22 protein-coding genes are annotated in these 23953 nt (G+C 61.0%); 9 read left to right on the top strand and 13 right to left on the bottom strand.

The features are described 5' to 3' along the window. Positions 1 to 15 precede the first annotated feature (15 nt). From cydB to JOE33_RS18050, 5 genes are all read right to left on the bottom strand, one after another. Positions 16 to 1023 (bottom strand): cytochrome d ubiquinol oxidase subunit II, encoded by a 1008-nt coding sequence (gene cydB / locus JOE33_RS18070; protein ID WP_032614747.1) that lies wholly within the window; start codon positions 1021 to 1023, stop codon positions 16 to 18. 3 nt (positions 1024 to 1026) lie between these two features. After that, complete coding sequence (locus tag JOE33_RS18065) at positions 1027 to 2466, bottom strand: cytochrome ubiquinol oxidase subunit I (RefSeq protein WP_004416056.1); 1440 nt, start codon at positions 2464 to 2466, stop codon at positions 1027 to 1029. Between the two features lie 423 nt (positions 2467 to 2889). Further along, positions 2890 to 5091 (bottom strand): xanthine dehydrogenase family protein molybdopterin-binding subunit, encoded by a 2202-nt coding sequence (locus JOE33_RS18060; protein WP_187624913.1) that lies wholly within the window; start codon positions 5089 to 5091, stop codon positions 2890 to 2892. After that, the gene (locus JOE33_RS18055; RefSeq protein WP_010437532.1) at positions 5088 to 6077 is read right to left on the bottom strand and encodes a xanthine dehydrogenase family protein subunit M; all 990 of its coding nucleotides are present in this window, start codon (positions 6075 to 6077) and stop codon (positions 5088 to 5090) included. The genes JOE33_RS18060 and JOE33_RS18055 overlap by 4 nt, the downstream gene beginning before the upstream one ends. Then, positions 6074 to 6604 (bottom strand): (2Fe-2S)-binding protein, encoded by a 531-nt coding sequence (locus tag JOE33_RS18050; RefSeq protein ID WP_025991110.1) that lies wholly within the window; start codon positions 6602 to 6604, stop codon positions 6074 to 6076. Before JOE33_RS18050 ends, JOE33_RS18055 begins: the two co-directional genes overlap by 4 nt. Before the next feature lie 265 nt (positions 6605 to 6869). On the opposite strand from JOE33_RS18050, the gene JOE33_RS18045 reads away from it, so the two are divergent. The 5 genes from JOE33_RS18045 (at position 6870) to JOE33_RS18025 (ending at position 12963) form a co-directional block, all read left to right on the top strand. Next, positions 6870 to 8165: an NCS2 family permease gene (locus JOE33_RS18045; protein ID WP_010437528.1), complete on the top strand. Its 1296-nt coding sequence runs from the start codon at positions 6870 to 6872 to the stop codon at positions 8163 to 8165. Continuing rightward, the gene (gene trmA, locus JOE33_RS18040; RefSeq protein WP_010437526.1) at positions 8162 to 9247 is read left to right on the top strand and encodes a tRNA (uridine(54)-C5)-methyltransferase TrmA; all 1086 of its coding nucleotides are present in this window, start codon (positions 8162 to 8164) and stop codon (positions 9245 to 9247) included. Before JOE33_RS18045 ends, trmA begins: the two co-directional genes overlap by 4 nt. A gap of 374 nt (positions 9248 to 9621) precedes the next feature. Then, positions 9622 to 10908, top strand: a complete 1287-nt coding sequence (locus tag JOE33_RS18035) for an MFS transporter (RefSeq protein WP_163023654.1) — start codon at positions 9622 to 9624, stop codon at positions 10906 to 10908. A 170-nt stretch (positions 10909 to 11078) separates the two neighbouring features. Then, a complete protein-coding gene (locus JOE33_RS18030) occupies positions 11079 to 11969 on the top strand; it encodes a neutral zinc metallopeptidase (RefSeq protein ID WP_096101403.1) in 891 nt (296 codons plus the stop codon). Positions 11970 to 11973: 4 nt separating this feature from the next. Next, on the top strand, positions 11974 to 12963 hold the full coding sequence (locus tag JOE33_RS18025; RefSeq protein WP_010435331.1) for a hypothetical protein: 990 nt from the start codon (positions 11974 to 11976) through the stop codon (positions 12961 to 12963). Positions 12964 to 13218: 255 nt separating this feature from the next. On the opposite strand, the gene JOE33_RS18020 is transcribed toward JOE33_RS18025, so the two are convergent. From JOE33_RS18020 to JOE33_RS18010, 3 genes are all read right to left on the bottom strand, one after another. Continuing rightward, positions 13219 to 13809 carry an HAD family hydrolase gene (locus tag JOE33_RS18020; RefSeq protein WP_010435333.1) on the bottom strand — a complete coding sequence of 197 codons (591 nt, stop codon included), beginning with the start codon at positions 13807 to 13809 and terminating at the stop codon, positions 13219 to 13221. Next, positions 13806 to 14675, bottom strand: a complete 870-nt coding sequence (tesB, locus tag JOE33_RS18015; protein WP_054993129.1) for an acyl-CoA thioesterase II — start codon at positions 14673 to 14675, stop codon at positions 13806 to 13808. The genes JOE33_RS18020 and tesB overlap by 4 nt, the downstream gene beginning before the upstream one ends. Positions 14676 to 14813: 138 nt before the next feature. Further along, positions 14814 to 15383 (bottom strand): GNAT family N-acetyltransferase, encoded by a 570-nt coding sequence (locus tag JOE33_RS18010; protein ID WP_003313831.1) that lies wholly within the window; start codon positions 15381 to 15383, stop codon positions 14814 to 14816. Between the two features lie 121 nt (positions 15384 to 15504). On the opposite strand from JOE33_RS18010, the gene JOE33_RS18005 reads away from it, so the two are divergent. Together JOE33_RS18005 and JOE33_RS18000 are read left to right on the top strand one after the other, a co-directional pair. Next, positions 15505 to 16422 carry a histone deacetylase gene (locus tag JOE33_RS18005; RefSeq protein WP_187624912.1) on the top strand — a complete coding sequence of 306 codons (918 nt, stop codon included), beginning with the start codon at positions 15505 to 15507 and terminating at the stop codon, positions 16420 to 16422. A 106-nt stretch (positions 16423 to 16528) separates the two neighbouring features. Then, positions 16529 to 17767: a TIGR03862 family flavoprotein gene (locus JOE33_RS18000; protein WP_187624965.1), complete on the top strand. Its 1239-nt coding sequence runs from the start codon at positions 16529 to 16531 to the stop codon at positions 17765 to 17767. 248 nt (positions 17768 to 18015) lie between these two features. Here JOE33_RS18000 and JOE33_RS17995 read toward each other — a convergent pair whose 3' ends face one another. Then, positions 18016 to 19344 (bottom strand): DEAD/DEAH box helicase, encoded by a 1329-nt coding sequence (locus JOE33_RS17995; protein ID WP_003368731.1) that lies wholly within the window; start codon positions 19342 to 19344, stop codon positions 18016 to 18018. Between the two features lie 62 nt (positions 19345 to 19406). Continuing rightward, positions 19407 to 20321 carry a drug/metabolite exporter YedA gene (gene yedA / locus JOE33_RS17990; RefSeq protein ID WP_096125258.1) on the bottom strand — a complete coding sequence of 305 codons (915 nt, stop codon included), beginning with the start codon at positions 20319 to 20321 and terminating at the stop codon, positions 19407 to 19409. Between the two features lie 167 nt (positions 20322 to 20488). Here yedA and JOE33_RS17985 point away from each other — a divergent pair, with 167 nt between their 5' ends. Continuing rightward, the gene (locus tag JOE33_RS17985) at positions 20489 to 20956 is read left to right on the top strand and encodes an Lrp/AsnC family transcriptional regulator (protein WP_003313835.1); all 468 of its coding nucleotides are present in this window, start codon (positions 20489 to 20491) and stop codon (positions 20954 to 20956) included. Between the two features lie 4 nt (positions 20957 to 20960). Here the strand turns inward: JOE33_RS17985 and JOE33_RS17980 are convergent, their stop codons facing one another. From JOE33_RS17980 to JOE33_RS17970, 3 genes are all read right to left on the bottom strand, one after another. Further along, complete coding sequence (locus JOE33_RS17980) at positions 20961 to 21572, bottom strand: exonuclease domain-containing protein (RefSeq protein WP_010426726.1); 612 nt, start codon at positions 21570 to 21572, stop codon at positions 20961 to 20963. Between the two features lie 21 nt (positions 21573 to 21593). Beyond that, entirely contained in the window at positions 21594 to 22070 is a 477-nt protein-coding gene (locus tag JOE33_RS17975) for an NYN domain-containing protein (protein ID WP_187624911.1), read from the bottom strand. A 285-nt stretch (positions 22071 to 22355) separates the two neighbouring features. Continuing rightward, on the bottom strand, positions 22356 to 23060 hold the full coding sequence (locus tag JOE33_RS17970) for a DUF2076 domain-containing protein (RefSeq protein WP_187624910.1): 705 nt from the start codon (positions 23058 to 23060) through the stop codon (positions 22356 to 22358). Positions 23061 to 23257: 197 nt separating this feature from the next. On the opposite strand from JOE33_RS17970, the gene JOE33_RS17965 reads away from it, so the two are divergent. After that, positions 23258 to 23920, top strand: coding sequence for a YciC family protein (locus JOE33_RS17965; protein ID WP_122530064.1), 663 nt, complete (start codon positions 23258 to 23260; stop codon positions 23918 to 23920). Positions 23921 to 23953 lie beyond the last annotated feature (33 nt).

Below are 23953 nucleotides of genomic sequence, written 5' to 3'. Positions count from 1 at the left end.
TCTCCTCGGTTCGGACTAGTGATAACCGTCTGCAGCCGTCACCTTGCCGCGGAACACGTAGTAGCTCCAGAAGGTGTAGCCCAGGATGAACGGAATGATGAACAGCGTGCCCACCAGCATGAAGCCCTGGCTCTGCGGCGGCGCGGCGGCTGCCCAGATCGATACCGAAGGCGGGATGATGTTTGGCCACAGGCTGATGCCCAGGCCGCTGTAACCCAGGAAGATCAGCAACAGGGTCAGCAGAAACGGCGTGTAGTGGGCATTGCGGGCAACCGCCTTGAACAGACCGTACATGGTCACCAGTACCAGAATCGGTACGGGCATGAACCAGAACAGGTTCGGCATGCTGAACCAGCGATGCGCGATATCAGCGTGGGCCAATGGCGTCCACAAACTGACCACGGCCATGACCGCAAGTACCGCCAGAGCCAGCGGCCGTGCCAGATCATGCATCGCCTTCTGCAGCGAGCCTTCGGTTTTCATGATCAGCCAGGTGCAGCCCAGCAGCGCATAGGCGACGATCAAGGCCAACCCGCAGAACATCGGGAATGGCGAGAGCCAGTCCAGCGAGCCCCCGGCAAACTGGCGATCGACCACCGGGATGCCTTCAATGTAGGCACCCAGCGCCACGCCCTGGAAGAAGGTCGCAGCCAGCGAGCCGCCGATGAAAGCCTTGTCCCACCAGTGACGCTTCAGCTCGGTCGCCTTGAAGCGGAACTCGAACGCCACGCCACGGAAGATCAGGCCCATGAGCATGAACATCAGCGGCAGGTACAGCGCAGAGAGGACCACCGAGTAGGCCAGCGGGAATGCACCGAACAGTGCCGCACCGCCCAGCACCAGCCAGGTTTCGTTACCGTCCCAGACCGGCGCGACGGTGTTCATCATCACGTCGCGGTCGGAACTGTCCTTCATGAACGGGAAGAGAATCCCGATACCAAGATCGAAGCCGTCCATCACCACGTACATCATGATGCCGAAGACGATGATGATGGCCCAGATCAGCGGAAGATCGATACCCATGGCTTAAATCCCCTTGCCGTGACGGTCAAGATTGTCGCCATCTTCTTCGCCTTCAACAGCGGCGGAGAGCGGACGGGCCGGTGTGCGTTGCTGGCCGGGACCACCGTGCGGCACATGTTCGACGTAGGCTTTCGGCCCTTTGCGAACCAGACGCATCATGTAGCCAAGGCCTGTGCCGAAGAGCACGAAGTAGACCACCACGAACAGCACCAGAGTGATGCTCATCTGCGCCACGCTGTGCCCGGACGAAGCATCCGCAGTACGCATCAGGCCATACACGACCCAAGGCTGACGGCCGATTTCAGTGGTGAACCAGCCGGCGAGAATGGCGATCAGGCCAGACGGCCCCATCCACAATGCCAGGTACAGGAAGGGACGCGAGTTATACAGCGTGCCGCGCTTGCGCAGCCACAGGCTCCACAGACCGGTGAAGATCATCAACATGCCAAGGGCGACCATGACCCGGAACGACCAGAACACGATCGTCGAATTAGGACGATCTTCAGGCTTGAATTCCTTGAGCGCCGGCACCTGCTTATCGAGACTGTGGGTCAGGATCAGGCTGCCCAGATAAGGGATTTCCACCGCGTACTTGGTACGTTCTTCCTTCATGTCGGGAATGCCGAACAGGATCAGCGGGGTCGGTTCGTCACCGACGTTCTCCCAGTGACCTTCGATGGCAGCAATCTTCGCGGGCTGATGCTTGAGCGTGTTCAGACCGTGGAAGTCACCGACGACAGCCTGGACAGGCGCCACCAGCAGGGCCATCCACATGGCCATCGAGAGCATCTTGCGCACCGCAGGTGTGTCGCGGCCCCGCAACAGGTGCCAGGCGGCCGACGAACCGACGAAGAACGCTGTTGCCACAAACGCGGCAATTGCCATGTGCGTCAGACGATAAGGGAACGACGGGTTGAAGACCACGGCGAACCAGTCAGTCGGGATGATCCGACCGTCGATGATCTCGAACCCCTGCGGTGTCTGCATCCAGCTGTTGGACGACAGAATCCAGAAGGTGGAGATCAGCGTGCCGATGGCGACCATTACCGTGGAGAAGAAGTGCAGGTTGCGCCCGACACGATTCCAGCCGAACAGCATCACGCCGAGGAAGCCCGCTTCGAGGAAGAACGCGGTCAGCACCTCGTAGGTCAGCAGCGGACCGGTCACAGCACCTGCGAAGTCTGAGAAGCGACTCCAGTTGGTGCCGAACTGGTAGGCCATGACAAGCCCGGAAACCACGCCCATGCCGAAGTTGACTGCAAAAATCTTCGACCAGAAGTGGTACAGGTCACGGTAGACGTCATCGCGGGTCTTCAGCCACAGACCTTCGAGCACAGCCAGGTAACTTGCCAGACCGATGGTGATGGCAGGAAACAGGATGTGAAACGAAATCGTGAATGCGAACTGAATCCGGGCGAGATCTATAGCCTCTAAACCGAACATAAGATGTTCCTCTCTCAGATGAAACCTGCTGCCGGCCGCAAGCCAACAGCGATTGCCCCCACGGTAATGAGTGCTTATGTTTCTTTATTCTGGCGCTTCCAATGGCGAAAACGCTGGTCGATGCACTGATCACTGCCTGAACGCACTGATGCAGATCAATCGACCCTCAAAGAGTAGTCCTGTTCAGCCATTAAAGTCGTGTGGTCTATTGTCGCGTGGCGGGTTGTCTCACCTGCAGAGCGATTGCAGACGCGGAGCACTTTCGGACGCCTATCGTTCCTCACGCTCCAGCGTGGGAATGCAGTTCGTGATGCTCCGCGTCACACCTGCGCCGCACCGCCTGCGCAAGAGGACGCAGGGCGTCACCAACTGCATGCCAACGCAGAGCGTTGGCATGCTGGGCAGTTGGATTTGAGCTCGCTGTTACAACAGCTTATCCAGCGTGATCGGAAACTCACGGATACGCTTGCCGGTGGCGTGGTAGATCGCGTTGGCGATCGCTGCCGGCACACCCACGATACCGATTTCGCCGACGCCCTTGGAACCCAGCGCGTTGACAATGTCGTCGTGTTCTTCGACAAACAGCACGTCGATGTCGCCAATGTCAGCGTTCACCGGAATGTGGTACTCGGCCAGGCTGTGGTTCATCGGGCGGCCCAGGTCGTGGTCAAGCATCGCTTCTTCCTGAAGCGCCATTCCCATACCCCAGACAACGCCACCCAGAATCTGGCTGCGCGCCATTTTCGGATTAACTACCCTGCCCGCGGCCACGGCACTGACCACACGATTGACCTTGATAGTGCCCAGATCCTCGTCGACCAGCACCTCAACGAACACCGCCGAGTGCGTCGCTGCGGCGTAGGCTTCGCGCTTCTTGTCCGGCTCGGCGTCGACTTGCACCTCGATAACCCCGTGGGCCTGAGACGCTGCCAGTTCGGCCATCGATAGCGCCTGATCGCCCACGTATAGCTTGCCCGCCTCGAAGCGAACCTCATCCGGCGTCACAGAAGCGAATTGCGGATGCAGCCCCTTGGCAACTTCCAGTACCTGACGCTGCAACGCCTGACAGGCCTGCTGCACCGCAGTACCGACTGAGGAAACCGTGAACGACCCACCCTGCAACGGCGCAGTCGGCAACGAAGAGTCACCCAGCAGGAAGCTGACGTTATCCACCTCGATACCCGAAGACTCTGCAGCAATCTGCGTCATGACGGTATAGGTGCCGGTGCCGATATCGGTGGTGGCACTGCTGACCACCAGCTTGCCGTCTGCTTGCAGACGCGCTTTGGCGCTGGCCTTCATCTGCATGGCCTCCCAGACACCACCCGCCATGCCCCAGCCGACCAGCTGGCGGCCTTGACGCATGCTGCGAGGCTCAGGGTTGCGACTGGACCAGCCAAAGCGTTCGGCGCCCTGGGCGTAGCATTCGCGCAATTCCTTGCTCGAATACGGCTTGTCTTCGTTACCGTTGCGCTCGGCGTAGTTGGTCAGGCGCAGGCGCACCGGATCGATGGCCAACGCGTAAGCCAGTTCGTCCATGGCGCATTCCAGGCCGATCATGCCCAGGGCAGCACCCGGCGCACGCATGTCGAGCGGCGTGAAGACATCCAGCGGCACCAGTTTGTAGGTCAACTGCACGTTGTCGCAGTGGTAGAGCATGCCGCTCCACTCCACGACGTGCTCGCTGAAGTCCTCGAAACGCGAAGTCTGCCCGATCGCCTCATGACCGACCGCCAGCAAACGACCGTTGGCAGCCGCGCCCAGACGCAGACGCTGAATGGTTCGCGGACGATAACCGAAGGTGAACATCTGCTGGCGGGTCAGCGTCAGGCGTACGGAGCGCTTGAGGTGCAGAGCAGCCATCACCGCCAGCGGCAGTTGATATTGCGGGCGCAGGCCGGAACCGAAGGCACCACCGACAAAGGCGGCCAGTACACGGATCTTGTCCTTTTCCAGGCCGAAGACCTTGTGCAGGTAGTCCTGACAGTTTTGTGTGCCCTGCGTCTTGTCGTGAATCTGCAAGCTGCCGTCGGCCTGATACAGGACGGTCGACGCATGCGGCTCCATCGGGTTGTGGTATTCGCTGGGCGTGCTGTAGGTCACGTCCACGCTCAGCGCAGAGCTGGCCAGTTCGCCTTCGAAGTTGCCACGCGGCGGCGGCAATTCGGCAGGCGCGTCATAGGCGGTGTCGAGCATGGCTTGCAGGTCGGTCTGGTGCTCCTGCTGCTCATATTCGATGCGCACCAGCGAGCCTGCATGTCGGGCCAGTTCCAGCGTATCGGCGACGACCAGCGCGAGCGGTTGGCCGCTGTACATGACGTTGTCGTTATAAAAAGGACGAAACGGCGAACCGTCGGCCGAATCGGCGTCCTCATAGTTTTCGTCGTAACTGGCCAGCGACGGACGATTGGTGTGGTCGATGACAGCGACCACGCCCGTTACCTTCAACGCCTCGCTTGTATCGATGCTGGCGACGCGACCGTTGGCGATGGTGCTGGAGACCACGCTTGCATACAGCAACCCTTCTTCAGGGTATTCGCCGGCGTAACGTGCGCCACCGGTCACTTTCAAACGGCCGTCGACGCGGTCCACAGGCTTGCCCATTGGCGAAAATGGCTGGTTCATTGGGCGCTCCCTCCTGTTGCGGCATCGCTCAAGGCACGGATGATCGCGCGGCGGGCCAGTCTGACTTTGAAACCGTTGTGCTCCAGAGGCTGGGCATCTTCAAGCATGGCGTCTGCGGCAGCGGCGAAGTTCTCGCGAGTGACCGGCTTGCCGATCAGCAGCGCCTCGACCGCCTTGTCGCGCCATGGTTTGTGCGCGACGCCGCCCAATGCCAGACGCACTTCGCGAATCACGTCGCCGTCCAGATCAATGGCGGCAGCGACCGATATCAGGGCAAACGCGTAGGACGCACGGTCACGGATCTTCAGATAAGCGTTGTGGCTGACAAAGCCGTTGGCAGGCAGCTCGACGGCGACGATCAACTCATCGTCGGCCAACTGATTGTCCCGTTGCGGCGCATCACCCGGCAGGCGATGGAAATCCGCGAACTCGATAGTGCGGCGGCCGGCACGTCCTTGAACATGCACCACGGCTTCCAGCGCAGCGAGGGCCACGCACATGTCGGACGGGTGAGTCGCGACGCAGTCTTCGCTGGCACCGAGGATCGCGTGAATGCGATTCAGGCCGGTGCGCGCCGGGCAGCCACTGCCCGGCTCGCGCTTGTTGCACGGCACGCCGGTGTCATAGAAGTAATAGCAGCGGGTGCGTTGCAGCAGGTTGCCGCCGGTGCTGGCCATGTTGCGCAGCTGCGGCGAAGCACCGGCCAGCACGGCTTTGCTCAACAGCGGGTAACGCGCTTCGACCAGCGGGTGATAGGCCAGGTCGGCGTTGCTGACCAGCGCACCGATCATCAGACCGCCCGAGGCCGTCTCACTGACATCCCTTAAAGGCAGGCCAGTGATGTCGATCAGGTGCTCGGGCGTGGCGACGTTTTCTTTCATCAGGTCGAGCAGATTGGTGCCGCCGGCAATGAAACGTGTAGCCGGTCCACTCAGGTTGACCGCAGCGGTGACGTCGGTCGGCTTGCTGTAGGTAAACGGATTCATGCGTTCACCTCCGGCTTCGGCGCGGCATTGTGGAACTGGGGCAGCGCCTCTTCGACAGCAGCCAGAATATTGCTGTAGGCACCGCAGCGGCACAGGTTACCGCTCATCAACTCCTGAATCTCGGCACGCGTCTTGGCGCGCCCCTCATTGGCAAGCCCGACTGCCGAGCAGATTTGCCCGGGGGTGCAGTAGCCGCACTGAAACGCATCATTCTTGATGAACGCCTGCTGCATGGGGTGCAACTGGTCGCCATCGGCCAGGCCTTCAATGGTGGTCAGCTCGGCGCCGTCACACATGATTGCCAGCGTCAGGCAGGCATTGATGCGCGTGCCGTCGCGCAGTACGGTACACGCACCGCACTGGCCGTGGTCGCAGCCTTTCTTGGTGCCGACCAGATCGAGCTGATCACGCAGCAGGTCAAGCAAGGTGGTCCAGGGCAGCACATCCAGTTGGCGGAGCTGTCCGTTCAGGGTCAGGGAAATCGCGTGGGTAGCGAAGTCCTGGGGGTTCGGGGTCGTTGCACTCATGGAAACCTCACGGTAGGCGGTCACTTAGCGCACTTTTTATGCGTCTTAAGGGGTGGGACTTCGCGAGGTTTGCAACGTTCAGGCTTTCTTGATGAGCGTACTTGTCATCGAATGGCCGTCATCCACAGGCAGCCATCCCGCCAAGCTGCTGGTATGATGCGCGGCTTTTTCCGACCCGCAAAAATCAAACGGGCTGCCCTGCAGTCTGTGCTTTGCTGCTGGAGTCGATCATTCACGACGCACGCCGCGTCACGGAGAGCCAGACATGCTGGAAAGGCTGTTTCAACTCAAGGCACACAACACCAACGTGCGGACCGAGATTCTTGCGGGCGTCACGACTTTCCTGGCGATGGCTTATATCCTGTTCGTCAACCCGAGCATCCTCGGCGAAACCGGCATGGACAAGGGCGCCGTGTTCGTCGCCACCTGCCTGGCAGCGGCCATCGGCTCGACGGTGATGGGCCTGATCGCCAACTACCCGATCGCTCTGGCGCCGGGCATGGGCCTGAACGCCTTCTTTACCTACACCGTGGTCCTGCACATGGGCCACAGCTGGCAGGTAGCGCTGGGCGCGGTGTTCATTTCAGCGGTGATGTTCTTCATCCTGTCGATCTTCCGGATCCGCGAATGGATCATCAACAGCATTCCACTGCCCCTGCGTTCGGCAATTGCGGCCGGTATCGGCCTGTTTCTGGCGCTGATCGCCCTGCATAACGCCGGTATCGTGGTCAGCAACCCGGCGACCATGGTCGGCATGGGCGACCTCAAGCAGCCCGCCCCGATACTTGCCACGCTGGGCTTCTTTCTGATCGTGGCCCTGGATCACCTCAAAGTGCGCGGCGCTGTGCTGATCGGCATTCTGGCGGTGACCCTGGTGTCCATCGCCCTGGGCTTCTCGCCGTTTGGCGGTGTGGTGTCGATGCCGCCTTCGCTAGCGCCCACGTTCATGCAACTGGACATCATGGGTGCGCTGGACGTCGGTCTGGTCAGCATCATCTTCGCCTTCCTGTTCGTCGATATCTTCGACAACTCCGGTACGCTGATCGGCGTGGCCAAACGCGCCGGCCTGATGGGCAAGGACGGGCACATGCCGAAGATGGGCCGTGCGCTGATCGCCGACAGTACCGCCGCGATGGCCGGTTCCCTGCTGGGCACCTCGACCACCACCAGCTACATCGAGTCGGCTGCGGGCGTCAGTGCCGGTGGCCGCACAGGTCTGACCGCCGTGGTGGTCGCCGTGCTGTTCCTGCTGGCGCTGTTCTTCGCCCCGCTGGCCGGCAGCGTGCCCGCCTTCGCGACCGCACCCGCGCTGCTGTTCGTCGCGGTGTTGATGGCCTCCGGCATGGCTGAAATCGACTGGGATGACATCACGGTCGCCGCGCCGGTGGTCATCACCGCCCTGGCCATGCCATTCACCTACTCCATCGCCAACGGCATTGCCTTTGGCTTCATTTCCTGGACAGCGATCAAGCTGCTGTCGGGACGCTGGCGCGAGCTGAATTCGGCGTTGGTGATCCTGTCGATCCTGTTCGTGATCAAGCTGGGCTGGTTCAACGCATGAGTGTTCCCTTCGACCCTGCGAGCTACGACCGTCAGCTCGAAGAAAAAACCGTCCGCCTGCGCGAGTTGCTGGCGCCCTTCGACGCACCCGAGCCGCAGGTGTTCGACTCGCCACGCGAACACTATCGGCTGCGTGCCGAGTTCCGCCTGTGGCGCGAAGACCAGAAGCGCTACTACGCGATGTTCGCGCCGGGCGACAACAGGACGCCGATCCTGCTTGAAGGCCTGCCGATCGCCAGCGAGCGCATCAACGCGCTGATGCCGGTGCTGCGCGAACGCTGGGAAGCCAGCCCGACGTTGAACCACAAGCTGTTTCAGGTGGACTTCCTGACCACGCTGGCAGGCGACGCGATGATCACCATGTGCTATCACCGCCCGCTGGACGCCGAATGGCAGGCCGCAGCCGAGCAACTGGCCGCCGAACTGGACGTGAGCCTGATTGGCCGCTCCAAAGGCCAGAAGCTGGTCATCGGGCATGATTACGTGACCGAGAAGCTCGACGTGGCTGGCCGCACCTTCAGCTACCGGCAACCCGAAGGCGCTTTCACCCAGCCCAATGGCACGGTGAACGGCAAGATGCTCAACTGGGCCTTCGATGCGCTGGGCGAGCGGCAGGACGACCTGCTGGAGCTGTATTGCGGCAATGGCAACTTCACCCTGCCGCTGGCCACCCGCGTGCGCAAGGTGCTGGCGACCGAAATCAGCAAGACCTCGGTCAATGCGGCGCTGAGCAACCTGGATGACAACGGCGTGGACAACGTGACGCTGGTGCGCCTGTCAGCCGAAGAACTCACCGAAGCCCTGAATGAAGTGCGCCCGTTCCGCCGTCTGCACGGTGTGGACTTGAAGAGCTACGATTTCGGCAGCGTGTTCGTCGACCCGCCCCGCGCCGGCATGGACCCGGACACCTGCGAACTGACCCGGCGCTTCGAACGCATTCTGTACATTTCCTGCAACCCGGAAACCCTGGCCGCCAACATTGCCCAACTGCACGACACCCATCGGGTCGAACGCTGCGCGCTGTTCGACCAGTTTCCGTACACCCACCACATGGAATCGGGTGTGCTGCTGGTTCGGCGTTGAGGCTCCTCTGACTGACTATCGTGCCGACGCTCTGCGTCGGCATGCCGTTCTGGACGCTCCGCGTCCTATCCTGAACATGCGGCGCGGCGCAGATCTGTGACGCAGAGCGTCACCCACGGCGTTCCCACGCTGGAGCGTGAGGAACGATAATCTCGTCTATCGTGCGGCGCTCTGCGTCGCATGCCGTTCCGGACGCTCTGCGTCCTCTTGCGACGCGGAGCGTCGTGAAATGCATTCCCACGCTGGAGCGTGAGGAACGAGAGTTCTTTCATGCTCGTCACTGCGAAACTGTCAGAATATTTATTAGCTTCCTATCGATACGCTAGGGTATAAACCAAAAACCTGAATCAGCTGCTTCGATGGGATCCTTTTTCTTGAGCTCCGAGTCTTCCGCGCCTTCTGCCCCGGTCAAGTTGTCCAGCCAGCCCGGCTTCGTCAGTTTTATCCTCTCGCGTCTGATGGCCGTGTTTGCCATGCAGATTCAGGCCGTGGTCGTTGCCTGGCAGGTCTATGACATGACCCGTGAGCCGATGGCGCTGGCCTATGTGGGTCTTGCCCAGTTCATTCCCATGTTGCTGCTGTTGATGCCTGCCGGGGACCTGATCGACCGTTACAACCGCAAGGTCATCCTGATGTTCAGCTGGGGCGTGCAGGCGATCTGTGGCGTCATTCTGCTGGTGTTCTCGGCGCTGAAGCTGCAAGACCTGCGGCTGATCTACGGCGCGCTGATGCTGTACGGCTGCGCCCGCGCCTTTACCGGTCCGGCGCTGCAAAGTCTGTTGCCGCAGATTGTCCCGCGCGACCAACTGGCCTCGGCCATCGCCACCAACAGCGTGATCATGCGCTGTTCGACCGTCGGTGGCCCGCTGATCGGTGGCTATCTGTACTGGCTGGGCGGCGCAGAGCTGACCTATTCGGTCTGCGTCGCAGCATTTATAGCCGGCATCCTGTTTCTCGCCCCCGTGGCAACGCCCTTTGCCGGCAAGCCGGTGGAACTGGGCTCCAGCGCCTGGGGCCGGTTCACCGCGGGTATTGCCTTCATTCGCTCGCGGCCGATCATCCTTGGCACCATTTCGCTGGACCTGTTCGCCGTGCTGCTCGGCGGCGTAGTGGCGCTGCTGCCGATCTACGCCCATGAGGTGCTGCACCTGGGGCCGCAAGGGCTGGGCATGCTGCGCGCGTCGATGAGCCTCGGGGAACTGGGCGTCGGTATTTACCTGAGCATGCGCCCGCTGCAGCGCAACGTCGGCATGACCATGTTTCTCGCCGTCGGCCTGTTCGGCGTGGCGAATCTGGTGTTTGCACTGTCGACACTGTTCTGGCTGTCGTGCCTGGCCCTGCTGATCGCGGGCGCGGCGGACATGGTCAGCGTGTTCATCCGTTCGGCGCTGGTGCAGTTCTCGACGCCGGACAACATGCGCGGCCGGGTCAACGCCGTGAACATGCTGTTTATCGGCTCCTCCAACGAACTGGGCGAGTTCCGCGCCGGCACCAGTGCCTCGCTGGTCGGCGCAATCCCTGCGGCAATCATGGGTGGCGTCTGCACGCTGGGCGTAGTCGGCGCCTGGATGACGGGCTTCAAATCGTTGCGCCAGGTCGACCGTTTTGCCGACGCCTCGCCGCCGGACGTACTGAACGCTCAGCCCGTCAAACAGCCCTGACAGCGGCAGGTTTCAGCAAAACATAGCCACGGCACAGCTTGCGCGAACCAATCAGCCCCGTTGCACCTCTATACCCTCGCATTCTGCACACGACGCTGGCCGAAACGCCGGACTGGCATATTCGCGTATCAGCAGCGACACTCATTGCACGAAAAGAAGAGGGATCCGACATGCTCTGGAAAAAAGGCCGACGCAGCGACAACGTAGTCGATGCGCGCGATGGCGGCAGCAGTGGCGGCGGCGGTGGCATGCGCATCGGCGGCAAGGGGCTGGGTCTGGGCGGCATCGTGATCATCGTCGCCATCGGCCTGCTGACCGGTCAGGACCCGATGCAGATTCTCGGGCAACTGACCGGACAAGTGACCGAGCAGAGCGCCCCACCCAGCGCGCAAACGCGTGAAGCGCCGCCGGCCAACGACCAGCAGGCCGAATTCGTGCGCAGCATCCTTGGCGATACTGAAGACACCTGGCGTGCCGTGTTCGCCCAGAACGGTCGCGAATACAAGGACCCTACGCTGGTGCTGTTCAGCGGTCAGGTCAATTCAGCCTGTGGTCGCGCCACCTCGGCAACCGGTCCGTTCTATTGCCCGGCTGACCAGCAGGTCTATCTGGACATGGAGTTCTTCCGTGAAATGGCCCAGCGCTTTTCTGCCGCTGGCGACTTCGCCCAGGCTTACGTGATCGCTCACGAAGTCGGGCACCATGTGCAGACCCTGCTGGGCATTTCCGCCAAGGTCGACAAGGCTCGCCAATCCGGACAGAAAATGGAAGGTGCCAACGGTTTACTGGTCCGCCAGGAGCTGCAGGCGGACTGCTTTGCCGGTGTTTGGGCGTACAACGCACAAAATCGTTTGAACTGGCTCGAGCCGGGTGATATTGAAGAAGCATTGAACGCGGCCAACGCTATCGGCGATGATCGCTTGCAACAGCAAAGCAGTGGTCGAGTCGCTCCGGACTCGTTCACTCACGGTACGTCTGCACAGCGTGTACGCTGGTTCAAGGCAGGCTTTGCCCAAGGCCAAATCAATCAATGCGATACATTCGCCGCCAAGAGTCTCTGAGCACATGATTAAACCGCTTCTGGTCCTGTTGTTGAGCACTGCCTTCGTGAGCCTCGGGGCGCATGCCGAGGATCAAGCGGTCAATTCCATCAGCCCGGATCGCCTCGCCATCAATGGTGCCGAAGCGACCCTCGGGTTGAGCCAGGAGTGGGTACACCCCAAACCGAAGATCGAGCGCGTGGTGATCGTCCTGCACGGTCGCCTGCGCAATGCGCAAACCTACCTGCGCAGCATCGAACGTGCGGCCAACCAGTCCAGAGAGCGCGGCAAGACCTTGCTGATTGCCCCGCAGTTTCTGGATGAAAGGGATATCGTCGCGCACCACTTGCCGGACTCGATCCTGCGCTGGCGCCAGAACAGCTGGATGGAGGGCGCAACCTCCACCGATCCCAAGCCGGTCAGCTCGTTTCTGGTGCTGGACCACATCCTCAAGCGCCTGAGCGACAGCAAACTGTTCCCCAACCTGAAGGAAATCGTCATTGCCGGGCACTCCGGTGGTGCCCAGGTGGTGCAGCGCTACGCGATGATCGGCGGCAAGGAAGACGCCCTGCTGCAACGTGAAGGGGTGAAACTGCGCTACGTGATCGCCAATCCGTCGTCCTATGCTTACTTCGACGCGGAACGGCCTGAACCGGTAACCGCGCAGAGCTGCCCGAACTTCAACGACTGGAAATACGGCCTCAACAAGATGCCGTTCTATTCGGGGAAGGAAAAGCCGGCTGACATCGAGAAGAATTACGTGAAACGCGACATCACCTACCTGATGGGCGAGCTGGACACCGACCGCAACCACCCGGCGCTGGACAAGACCTGTGCCGCCGAAGCGCAAGGCGCCTATCGCCTGATTCGCGGGCAGAACTACTTCAACTATCTGCAGAAGCGTCACCCGGAAGGGCTGAACCAGCGTCTGGTGATCGTGCCGAAGGTCGGCCACAACGGCGACGGGATCTTCACTTCACCAGAAGGACAGGCGGTGCTGTTCAAGCCGTTTTGAGTGATCAGGATATAACTATCGTCCCCACGCTCCGCGTTCAGCGTTACATACAAGTCCGCTTTTGATTCTGGCCGGAGGCCGTGGGAGCGAACCGGGCGACGCTTCGCTTGTTCGCGAAAGGGTCATCATAATCGTCGAAAATGCATCGACTGAAATACCGTCTTCGCGAGCAATGCGGATCGCCGCCCCGGTCGCTCCCACAAAGACTTGTGGATAACCATGAGCGCTCCGCCTGGGCACGATAAGCAGCTCAGATCACCCCAGCATCCCGCGCAGCTCTGCGCAATCCACCGCATGCCAGTCCGTCAGTTCTGGCCAGGGGTTGTCCTTCAGGTTGACCAGAATGGTCTTGGCGCCCGCCGCACGGCCGCAGTTCAGGTCATGCATGTAGTCGCCGATCATGACCATCTGCTCCGGCTCGACACTCCAGCGAGTGGCCAGCTGCAGCAAACCTGCCGGGTCCGGTTTTGGCGTCGCCTCGTCGCGGCCCAGTACATCCTCGACGGCAAAGCAGTCATCCAGGCCGATGGCCTTCAAGGTGATATACGCCAGTTCCTGAGCGTTACGGGTCAGAATGCCCAGTCGATAACCGCGCGCCGACAACTCGCGAACCAGCTCGACCGCGCCCTCGGCAGGCTGCGAAGCCAGCGCCAGCTCGCGCTCATGCTCCAGGAGCCAGGCGTGCTTGGCCGCCGACTCCTCTGCGGGCAACGCAGCAAGATGCCCGAGAATGTCGTCGTCCTGAGGGATGCCCAATTCACGTTTGATTGCCGGGAAGTCGTGGATAGGGACGGTCAAGGTACCGTCCATGTCGAACACCCAGTGCCGTATACCGTCGAGTGTCATGCCCAATCCTTACGATGGCGGATCAGCCCTTCCTGACTGACCGATGCGACCAGTTGCCCGGCGCGGTTGAAGATACTGCCGCGCGAGAAGCCGCGCGAGTTGCCGGCCCAGGGGCTGTCCATCGCGTAGAGCAGCCAGTCATCGGTGCGCAGGTCGTTGTGGAACCACAGCGAATGGTCAAGGCTGGCGACCTGCATGTCGCGCTGCCAGACCGTCTTGCCATGCGGCAGCAATGATGTGGTCAGCAAGTTGAAGTCGGAGGCATAGGCGAGCATGTAACGATGCAGCGCCTGCACATCCGAGAGACTGCCGTCGGCACGGAACCACACGTATTTCACGGGCTCGCCGGGCTTGGGATCGTACGGATCCTCGGAGGTTACCGGGCGGAACTGGATCGGTTTGGGACGCAGAAACTTGTCGTGCATCGCTTCAGGAATCAGGTGCGCGCGGCGGGTCAGCAACTCGAATTCCGACGGCAGGTTTTCCGGGCCGACAATCTGCGGCATCGTCGCTTGGTGCTCGAAGCCCTCTTCGTCGTACTGAAACGAAGCGCTACAGGTGAAGATCGGCTTGCCCTTCTGAATGGCAGTGACGCGGCGCGTGCTGAAACTGCCACCGTCACGCACACGGTCCACTTGGTAAACCACCGGCAGACCGGCATCGCCGGGACGCAGGAAGTAGCCGTGCAGCGAGTGGACATGACGGTCCTCCTCGACCGTCTGACTGGCGGCAGACAGAGACTGACCCAGCACCTGACCACCAAACAGTTGGCGAAAGCCAAGGTCCTGACTGTGTCCGCGGAACAGGTTTTCTTCAATGGCTTCCAGCGTCAGCAACTCAACCAGATCATCCAGCACTTGGCTCATTCTCATTCCTCTCGTACATCGACTTTGCACTGGTACGGCAACAGCAGTCGCTGCATTTTCCGACAGGCCTCGGGCCCATCCCACTGGAATGGAATGATACAGATTTAAGATGGTTGGCTTAATTCAATCTGCACCTGATCAGGGCTTCAGCGTCTTGAGCCACTGCTCATGGCTGATCCGGTACAGCACGTGCGGCTTGAGCGGGTGGCCGTCCTCAAGGTTCGGGTGATCGAAACTGCCGGACTCATCCTGCTGCATACCGATTGCCTGCATCACCTTTTGTGACGGCTGATTATTGACCGCCGTGAACGACACGATCTCCTTCAGCTCCAAGCGCTCGAAACCACAGCCCAAGGCGGTCCAGGCCGCCTCGCTGGCAAAGCCCAGGCCCCAGTGGTCATAAGCCAGGCGCCAGCCGATCTCCACGGCCGGTGTAAAAGGCGCCTTGAAACCCACCACATGCAGCCCGGTAAAACCGATGAACTCGCCGGTATCCTTGCGCTCCAGCGCCCAGAGCCCGAAACCCAGTTCGGCAAAATGACCCCGCAGCCGCCCGATCATGGCAGCACTTTCAAGGTGGCTCAGGGGCTTCGGAAAATAGCGCATGACGCGAGGGTCCGCACTCATCCGGGCGAACGCCGGCAAGTCATCGTCACGCCACTGCCGCATCCGCAGTCGGGCGCTATCAAGCTTGAGTATCGGTTCCATCGATTCCCCCGTGTCACGAGACATGAATGGGCGTCAGTGCTGCCATTCGCAGCACCACACAACTGGGCGTACGGATGCTTTTACTGGCACTATCGGGCTTCGGCCCTTTAACGGACGCAAAATGTCCCTACCGCTTATCTACCACGAAGACTACAGCCCGGAATTTCCGGCGGATCATCGCTTCCCGATGGACAAGTTTCGTTTGTTGCGCGATTACTTGATCGACAGCGGCCTGACCAGTGACGTTCAATTAATGCGTCCCGAGTTGTGCCCGGCGGACATTCTGGCGCTGGCTCATGACCCGTCCTACATCAGACGCTACCTTGACGGCGATCTGTCGCGCGAAGACCAGCGGCGTCTCGGACTGCCGTGGAGCGAAGCTCTGGCACGCCGAACCATCCGTGCAGTGGGCGGCTCACTGCTGACGGCCGAACAGGCCCTCACGCATGGCCTGGCGTGTCATCTGGCGGGCGGCACCCACCATGCGCACTATGACTACCCGGCAGGTTTCTGCATTTTCAATGACCTGGCGGTGATCAGTCAGTACCTGCTGCAAAGCGGCCGCGTGGACAAGGTCCTGATCTTTGACTGCGATGTGCATCAGGGTGATGGCACGGCGCGCATTCTGGCCGATACCGAGGACGCCATTACCGTCTCGCTGCACTGCGAAAAGAACTTCCCGGCACGCAAGGCGCAGAGCGACTGGGACATCCCGCTGCCAATAGGCATGGGCGACGTCGATTACCTCAACGTGGTCGACGACCTGCTGAACTACCTGCTGCCGTTCTACAAGCCGGACCTGGTGCTGTACGACGCAGGCGTGGATGTCCACAAGGATGATGCGCTGGGCTATCTGCAGCTCACCGACCAGGGGCTGGCCAATCGCGACGAAGCGGTGCTGCGTCATTGCCTGGGCCGCGACATTCCGGTCATGGGCGTGATCGGCGGTGGCTACAGCAAGGACCGCCAGGCACTCGCAAGGCGCCACGGGATCCTCCATCACAGTGCGCAACGGGTGTGGAACGACATGGGTCTGTGACCCTGCGCGGGACTTCGCCTCAGTCGCAGGCCATGACGTGCGCCACACCTTGAAAGAGCGCTCGGGTAGAATGCCCCACCCCTCTGCTATCGATATTTCGCTGACCATGACCGACCTCGCCCCCTCCACTGCCCGAACCGTCGCCATCATCGGAGGCGGCCCTGCGGGGTTGATGGCAGCAGAAGTGTTGAGCCAGGCCGGACTGAGGGTCGATCTGTACGACGCCATGCCGTCGGTCGGGCGCAAGTTTCTGCTCGCCGGGGTGGGCGGTATGAATATCACCCACTCAGAGCCCTACCCCGCTTTTCTGGCGCGCTATGCCGAACGGTCGCCGATGATCGCACCGCTGTTGCGCGGCTTTGACGCTGATGCGCTATGCCAGTGGATTCATGCACTAGGCATCGAGACCTTTGTCGGCAGCTCGGGGCGCGTGTTTCCCACAGACATGAAAGCCGCCCCTCTGCTACGCGCCTGGCTCAAGCGGTTGCGTGACGCGGGTGTCACGATTCACACGCGGCATCGCTGGTCGGGCTGGAACACTGATGGCAGCCTGCGCATTACTCATGCTGACGGTGAACTGGCGATCAAGCCGGCAGCCACGTTGTTGGCGCTGGGCGGCGCCAGTTGGGCGCGGCTGGGGTCTGACGGGGCCTGGCTGCCATGGCTGCAGGCAAGGCAGGTCGAGGTTGCGCCTTTGCAGGCCGCCAACTGTGGTTTCGAGGTAAGCGCCTGGAGCGACCTGCTGCGCGACAAGTTTGCCGGTGCGCCACTGAAAAATATCGCGATGGGCCTGCATGGCCATGCCCTGCGTCTGGGCGAATGTGTGCTGACCGCGACGGGCGTGGAAGGTAGCCTGGTGTATGCGCTGTCGGCGCAGATTCGTGAACAGATCAACCTTCACGGCTCAGCGGTTGTGGATATCGATCTGCTGCCCGGCAAAGCGCTGACAGACATTCAAAAAGCCCTGAGCAAACCACGCGGCTCGCGCTCGATGTCCAAGCATCTGCACAGTCAGTTGGGGCTGGACGGCGCCAAGGCAGCGCTGTTGCGCGAGCTTGCGCCTCGTGAAGCGTTTGCCGATCCGCTGCTGTTGAGCGAGGCCATCAAGGCGTTGCCACTGCCTTTGATCAAACCGCGCCCCATCGATGAGGCCATCAGCACCGCAGGGGGCGTCACCTTCGAGGCCATGGACGAGCGTCTGATGCTCAGGCAATTGCCCGGCGTGTTCTGCGCCGGCGAAATGCTCGACTGGGAAGCGCCAACAGGCGGCTACCTGCTGACCGCCTGCTTCGCCAGCGGCCGCGCTGCGGGGTTGGGGATGGTTGAGTGGCTGCAATCGCGCTGATCATGATCGTCGCCACGCTCCGCGCTTATTGTTATGTAAAAGTCCGCTTTTGATTCTGCCCGCAGGGCGTAGGAGCAAACCGGGCGACGCTTCGCTTGTTCGCGAAGAGGGTGTTTCAATCGATGCATTTTCGGCGATTATGCAGGCCCCTTCGCGAACAAGTTCGCTCCTACGGCCTCCGGCCAGAATCAAAAACGAACTTGTATGTAGCAATGAGCGCTCCGTCCGCGTTGAATGCGCACTGCGCTTCAAGGCTTCTTCTTGCGCGGCCCCGTGTTGAAGACCGGTACTTTACGCACCGGTTTGACCACCGGCGCAGGCTCGGACTCGCCGCTGTCGACCCATTTGCCCAGGTTGCGCTTGCTGCCCGACACCTTGGGTTTTTTCGGTTTCTTGGGCTTTTTCAGGATCTGGCCGCTGGCATCCGTGCTCGGCACGCGATGCTCCGGTTCGAAGTCCTGCTCTTCCTTGCGCTCCAGGGTCTGGCGGGTCAGCACTTCGATGGCTGACAGCAGCTCGACTTCATCGGCACACACCAGCGAAATCGCCTCCCCCGTCAGCCCCGCACGGCCGGTGCGGCCAATACGGTGGATGTAATCCTCGGCCACGATCGGCAGGTCCAGGTTGACCACGGTCGGCAGGTCATCAATGTCCAGACCGCGCGCCGCCACGTCGGTGGCGACCAGAATCTTCACTTCGTTGCTCTTGAAGCGGTCCAGCGCACGCTGGCGGGTAGCCTGCGGCTTGTCGCCGTGAATACCGTCGGCGTTCATGCCCAGCGCCTGCAGGCGATCCACCAGTTGATCGACGCCAACACGGGTCTTGGCGAATACCAGCACCTGCCCCCAGCGATGCTTCTTCATCAGATGGATGAACAGATCCGCCTTGCGCTTCTTGTCCACGGTCACGACCCATTGCTTGACCGACGACGCCGCGACGTTGCGCGGGCTGACTTCGATGGTCAGCGGGTCATTGAGCATCTGCGCAGCCAGCAGACGAATCTCGTCGGAGAACGTAGCGGAGAACAGCAGGGTCTGACGCTGCTTGGGCAGCACGGCATAAATACCGCGCAACTCTTCAGCAAATCCCAGGTCAAGCATGCGGTCTGCTTCATCAAGGATCAGCGTCTGCAACTGGGAAAACTTGACCGCGTTCTGGCGATGCAGATCGAGCAAGCGACCAGGGGTCGCGACCAGCACGTCCACGCCCCTGCGCAACTTCATCATTTGCGGATTGATGCTCACGCCACCGTAGGCCGCGTAGGTGGTCAGTGGCAGATGCTCGGCGTACTGACGAATGCTTTCGTGAACCTGATCGGCCAGCTCGCGGGTCGGCGCCAGCACCAGCGCACGAATCGAATTGGGCGCGACTTTCGGGCCTTCCATGGTCAGCCGTTGCAACAGCGGCAGGGCAAAGCCAGCGGTCTTGCCGGTGCCGGTCTGCGCAGCTGCCATCAGATCGCGGCCCGCCAGTACCGGAGGAATTGCCTGGGTCTGTACAGGCGTCGGAGTCTGGTAACCGAGCGCTTCGAGGGCGCGCAGCAAGGGTTCGATCAGGCCGAGAGAGGCGAATGTCATGGAAATACCGTAGGAAAGATTCAACGCAAGGCGCGCAGTTTAACCTGTCCGGCGCGCCTCGGTTAGCTTGTACGTGTCGATACGACCTCTTGCGGCGGCGACCGGCGCCATTGCGGAAGGCCAATCAGCACCACGGCACTGATGATCACCACCATGGCCATGCACTCTTCGACGCCAATCGTTTCGCCAGCGAACACCACGCCGAGCATCACTGCCACAGCCGGGTTGACGTAGGCGTAGCTGGTCGCCGCTGCCGGGCGCACGTTCTTGAGCAGGTACATATAAGCGCTGAACGCGACGATAGAGCCGAACACCACCAGATACAGCAGCGCGCCCCAGCCTGCCGCTGTCGGCATATGTGCCAGACGTTCGCCACTCAAGGCACTGCCGATCAGCAGCGTCGCCCCCGCCGTGATCATTTCCGCCGCGCTGGCCATCGGGCCTTTCGGCAACGGCATGTGCTTGCTCAACACCGAACCGAACGCCCAGGCTGCGGCGGCAAAGATCACCACGGCGGCGCCATAAGGGCTGGCCTGCAAATTGGAGCCGAGGTTCAGCAAACCTATGCCGATCAGACCCAGAACGATGCCCGCCCATTCAAGGTTAGTGGTGCGATTGCCCCAGAACAGGCCGAACAGCAGGGTAAACAGCGGCATGGTCGCCACCGCCAGTGCTGCAACGCCTGATGCAACACCGGCGTGTTCGGCCAGGGTCACACCGCCATTACCGCAGGCCAGCAGCAGGAAGCCGATCACGAACGCGGCTTTCCACTCGCGCCAGGTCGGCGCAGGTACGCCACGAAACCGCAGAAAGCCATACATCAGGCAGCCGGCAATCAGAAAACGCACACCCGCCATCATCAACGGTGGCCATGACTCCACACCAATGCGGATCACCAGATAGGTAGAACCCCAGATCAGGTACAAGGCCAGAAAGGCACCGATGAGCAAGGGTGAAACACGAACGGACTGAGGCATGGCAAGGCTCTGGGATCATTGTTATGGTTGGCCTATTGTATGAAGGCCGAAGGCGGACATTAAGCAGAAAAACCTGTTTAAACCGTTCTGAAACTTACGATTCAATGCTTGTATGGCCTGCTTTCCTTTTATTTTAAAATCGCCCACCACACGGTACGAGGCACGCCATGACCCTGGATAAATACGATCGGATTCTGCTCGATGAGCTGCTGAAAAATGGCCGGGCGTCTTTTGCGCAACTGGCGAAACTGGTCAACCTGTCCGCGCCCGCCGTGGCCGAGCGGGTCGCCAAGCTCGAGGCCAGTGGCGTGATCACCGGTTACGAGGCGAAGGTTGACCTGTCGAAAGTCGGCCTGCCGATTCAATGCATCATCGAACTGCGCATGGGCAGCCATGGCAATCAGCAGGCCTATAAGGACCTGTGGAAAGTCCCCGAGCTGATCCAGTGTTACCGGGTGACGGGCGACCCGTGTGTGATCATGCGCGCGGCGGTCGACTCGATGCCGCACCTGGAAGACCTGATCAACCGGATCGCCAAGTTTGGCTTCAGCAAGACGTCAATCGTATTGTCGACGGCGGTAGAACGCAGCCTGCCGGCCGATTACTTGATCAGCAACGGCAAGCAGGAGCACTGACAGGTCAAAAGCCGCGCTGGCGCTTCAGCGTTTCGCCGATCTTCGCGGCCGGGACTTTCTGCAGGGAACACAGCATCTGGTGGGAAATGGCAGAGATGCCGTGGGTCTGGCGCAATTCGTTGGTCAGGTGCACGGTCAGGTTGGCCGCCATTTCCGCATCGGCCATCGCCCGGTGAGCCTTGCCGGTGTCGGGCAGGCGCGCATAACGGGTCAAGGTGCCGAGCTTGTGGTTCGGTGCGCCGGGCATCAGGCGTCGGGCCAGCAGCAGTGAACAGGCAAAGCTCTGCTCGCGCGTGCGCTGGATACGCGACAGCTCGTAATCCCAGAACTTCTGGTCGAAGGAGGCATTGTGCGCCACCAGCGGCGTCGAACCGACAAAATCCGCCACATCGCCCATCACCCGCTCGGCGCTGGGGGCGGTACGAATCATGTTGTTGCTGATGCCGGTCAACCCTTCGATGAACGCGGGAATACGCACGCCGGCATTCATCAGGCTCTGAAAGCGCTCGACGATACGCCCCTGCTCCATGATCACCACCGCAATCTCGGTCGCCCGACAGCTGTGGCCCGGGGAGATACCGGTGGTTTCAAAGTCGATGACTGCAATACGTTCCAACACTGGCCTGGCCCTGTAAATTCATTTCAGCAAAAACGCGCCTTCGATCGGCACGTAACGGCTGGCCGCGCGAATCAACGAGTTCGCGGTCAGCCCCGGCACGCCGTAGGCGACCGCCTCGACCCTATGCTTGCTGATCACGCGTTCGAGCAACATGTCGAAGTCGCCATCACCCGACGCCAGCACGATTTCGTCCACTTGCGGCGCGAAATCCATGATGTCGATGGTGATGCCGACATCCCAGTCCCCTTTGGCCGAACCGTCGCTGCGCTGGATGTACGGCTTGAGCCTGACCGTGAACCCCAGATTGCGCAGGATCTGCTGGAACTGCTGTTGCTTGCTGTCGCCACGATCGATGGCGTACGCAAACGCGTGAACGATCTCGCCGCGCTTGCTGATATCCGCCCACAAGGCGGCGTAATTGAAATGACAGCCATGCGCCTGGCGCACGGTGTAATACAGGTTCTGCACGTCGGCGAACACCGCGATCTTCTTCACCGCAATTCCTCATGGCGGGCAACATGCCCACGGGTTACAGCGATCCGGAACGTGAATCGACGCCCAGTATGCCAGTTTGAAGAAGGAATTGAGGGATGGATCGGCACCGGCCGCTCTGAGACACGCGCGTCATGGCAAAGATTATCGTTCCCACGCTCCAGCGTGGGAACGCCGTTCTGGACGCTCCGCGTCCGATCCTGAACAGGCGGCGCAGCGCCCATGTGTGACGCAGAGCATCACCCAAGGCATTCTCACGCAGGAGTGTGGAGAGCGATCGTCACGTCCTCAAACGAACGAATCATCGTCCGAGAAATTGTCGCCACCATCGTCGAAATTGTCGTCAGCCGTGTACTGCTGATCCGGCTGTACCCAACCGCCCTGATCATTGAACGAGCCAGTGTCCTGAGCCTGTGGCGCATCGTGAATGACTTCGACGATCTCCTGCGGCTGGCTGTGGTGGCTGAACATGCTGCTGATGCCCTCTGCCAGCAGCACGCCGCCCGCTACACCGGCCGCGGTCTTCAGCGCCCCGCCAAGAAAGCCACTGCCGGCAGCCGGAGCAGGCGCGGCGTAACCGCCCTGCGGCGCTGCCGGCGCAGGTGCAGAATTGAAACCGCTACCATCGCGCCAGCCACCGCTGGAAGGCTGGCTCGGTTGCGGCTGCGACGCGCGCGGAGCACTGCTGCCAAAGATACTCGATAAAAACCCGCCGCCGGCGGGCGCGGATGAGGCTTGCCCCTTGGCCTGCTGGAGCTCGGCCTGCAGTTGCTGAATCTGCTCGTCACGCTGTTTGACCTGCTGATTGAGCTGGTTGACGGCCGCCTCCTGCACCAGAATCGCCTGCGTCATGTAGTACGGCGCAGCGGGCTGGCGGGTCAGATGTTCCTTGATACGCGCCTCGGCCGCAGCATCTCGCGGGGCGGATGCCGTTTCAGCGTCTTTCAGTTTCGAGAAAAGACCGTCAATCAGGGTTTGCTCTTCGCTGTTCATGACCACCTCACTGAGTTGCCACTGGAATTCTTCCCTGCCGCAATGGCAGGACCATGTGCAGAAAATGGGGCCTCATCGACACGCTTCAATGACATGAAGAAAAAGATAACAAGGCGTGCGCGGAAAACCACTGCGCTTGGTTCGACAGGGGCCATGGGCTAAAGTGTGCGCCTGCTTTTAGCCTGCGATCTATCTCCATGAACCCGTTGAACATCATCCAGGATTCGCTTTATTTCTTTCGGCGCAATCTGGGCAGCATCGCGCTGCTGTGTCTGCCTGTCGTGATTCTTGAAGTGCTGGCCAAACAAGCGCTGGGCAGCGCCATGTCCGCCGACACTTCGCCTGCCTACGCATTGGTGATCGGGCTGTTTTTCTACCCTATCTATACCGCCGCGCTGATCCTGTTTCTCGACGCACGCAGTCGTGGCGAGGACGTACACACCCGCGATGTACTGGCCATGGCCGTGCGCCTGTGGCCGACCTTCGCCGTGCTCTCGGCCATGAGCACCCTGCTGATCATGTTCGGCCTTTCACTTTTCGTAGTACCGGGCATCTGGGTGATGATCAAACTGGCGTTCAGCGAATACCTGCTGGTTCTGCGCAAACTCACGCCGTTCATGGCCATGCGCGAAAGCATGCAGATGACCACCGGGCACTTCACGCGCATTCTGGTGTGCGTCCTGAGCGTCTACATTCCCCTGTGGCTGCTTGAGGGCGCCAGTCTGTACCTGTTTCCGGAGCCGCAAAGCGCAGCGATTTCCGTGATCACCGACAGCATCGGCAGCTTCCTGCAACTGTTCACCACCATCGTGACGTTCCGCCTGTTCATGCTGATCAGCGAGCCCGCGCACCGCGCCTGAAGCAAAGGCTGACGTCAGGCGCGTCGATTCGGT

The organism is Pseudomonas sp. PvP027 (assembly GCF_017833005.1).
GTDB lineage: Bacteria > Pseudomonadota > Gammaproteobacteria > Pseudomonadales > Pseudomonadaceae > Aquipseudomonas > Aquipseudomonas congelans.
Note: the sequence above shows the minus strand (reverse complement) of the source record. Positions and strands in the feature narration are given on the sequence as shown.

Coding starts and splice junctions, on each gene's coding strand:
- yedA (WP_096125258.1), bottom strand. CDS start 20,321: ATGCCTCAGTCCGTTCGTGTTTCACCCTTGCTCATCGGTGCCTTTCTG.
- JOE33_RS18045 (WP_010437528.1), top strand. CDS start 6,870: ATGCTGGAAAGGCTGTTTCAACTCAAGGCACACAACACCAACGTGCGG.
- tesB (WP_054993129.1), bottom strand. CDS start 14,675: ATGAGCCAAGTGCTGGATGATCTGGTTGAGTTGCTGACGCTGGAAGCC.
- JOE33_RS18055 (WP_010437532.1), bottom strand. CDS start 6,077: ATGAATCCGTTTACCTACAGCAAGCCGACCGACGTCACCGCTGCGGTC.
- trmA (WP_010437526.1), top strand. CDS start 8,162: ATGAGTGTTCCCTTCGACCCTGCGAGCTACGACCGTCAGCTCGAAGAA.
- JOE33_RS17970 (WP_187624910.1), bottom strand. CDS start 23,060: ATGAACAGCGAAGAGCAAACCCTGATTGACGGTCTTTTCTCGAAACTG.
- JOE33_RS18030 (WP_096101403.1), top strand. CDS start 11,079: ATGCTCTGGAAAAAAGGCCGACGCAGCGACAACGTAGTCGATGCGCGC.
- JOE33_RS18025 (WP_010435331.1), top strand. CDS start 11,974: ATGATTAAACCGCTTCTGGTCCTGTTGTTGAGCACTGCCTTCGTGAGC.
- JOE33_RS18050 (WP_025991110.1), bottom strand. CDS start 6,604: ATGAGTGCAACGACCCCGAACCCCCAGGACTTCGCTACCCACGCGATT.
- JOE33_RS18000 (WP_187624965.1), top strand. CDS start 16,529: ATGACCGACCTCGCCCCCTCCACTGCCCGAACCGTCGCCATCATCGGA.
- JOE33_RS17985 (WP_003313835.1), top strand. CDS start 20,489: ATGACCCTGGATAAATACGATCGGATTCTGCTCGATGAGCTGCTGAAA.
- JOE33_RS17965 (WP_122530064.1), top strand. CDS start 23,258: ATGAACCCGTTGAACATCATCCAGGATTCGCTTTATTTCTTTCGGCGC.
- JOE33_RS18060 (WP_187624913.1), bottom strand. CDS start 5,091: ATGAACCAGCCATTTTCGCCAATGGGCAAGCCTGTGGACCGCGTCGAC.
- JOE33_RS18005 (WP_187624912.1), top strand. CDS start 15,505: ATGTCCCTACCGCTTATCTACCACGAAGACTACAGCCCGGAATTTCCG.
- cydB (WP_032614747.1), bottom strand. CDS start 1,023: ATGGGTATCGATCTTCCGCTGATCTGGGCCATCATCATCGTCTTCGGC.
- JOE33_RS18020 (WP_010435333.1), bottom strand. CDS start 13,809: ATGACACTCGACGGTATACGGCACTGGGTGTTCGACATGGACGGTACC.
- JOE33_RS17995 (WP_003368731.1), bottom strand. CDS start 19,344: ATGACATTCGCCTCTCTCGGCCTGATCGAACCCTTGCTGCGCGCCCTC.
- JOE33_RS18065 (WP_004416056.1), bottom strand. CDS start 2,466: ATGTTCGGTTTAGAGGCTATAGATCTCGCCCGGATTCAGTTCGCATTC.
- JOE33_RS18010 (WP_003313831.1), bottom strand. CDS start 15,383: ATGGAACCGATACTCAAGCTTGATAGCGCCCGACTGCGGATGCGGCAG.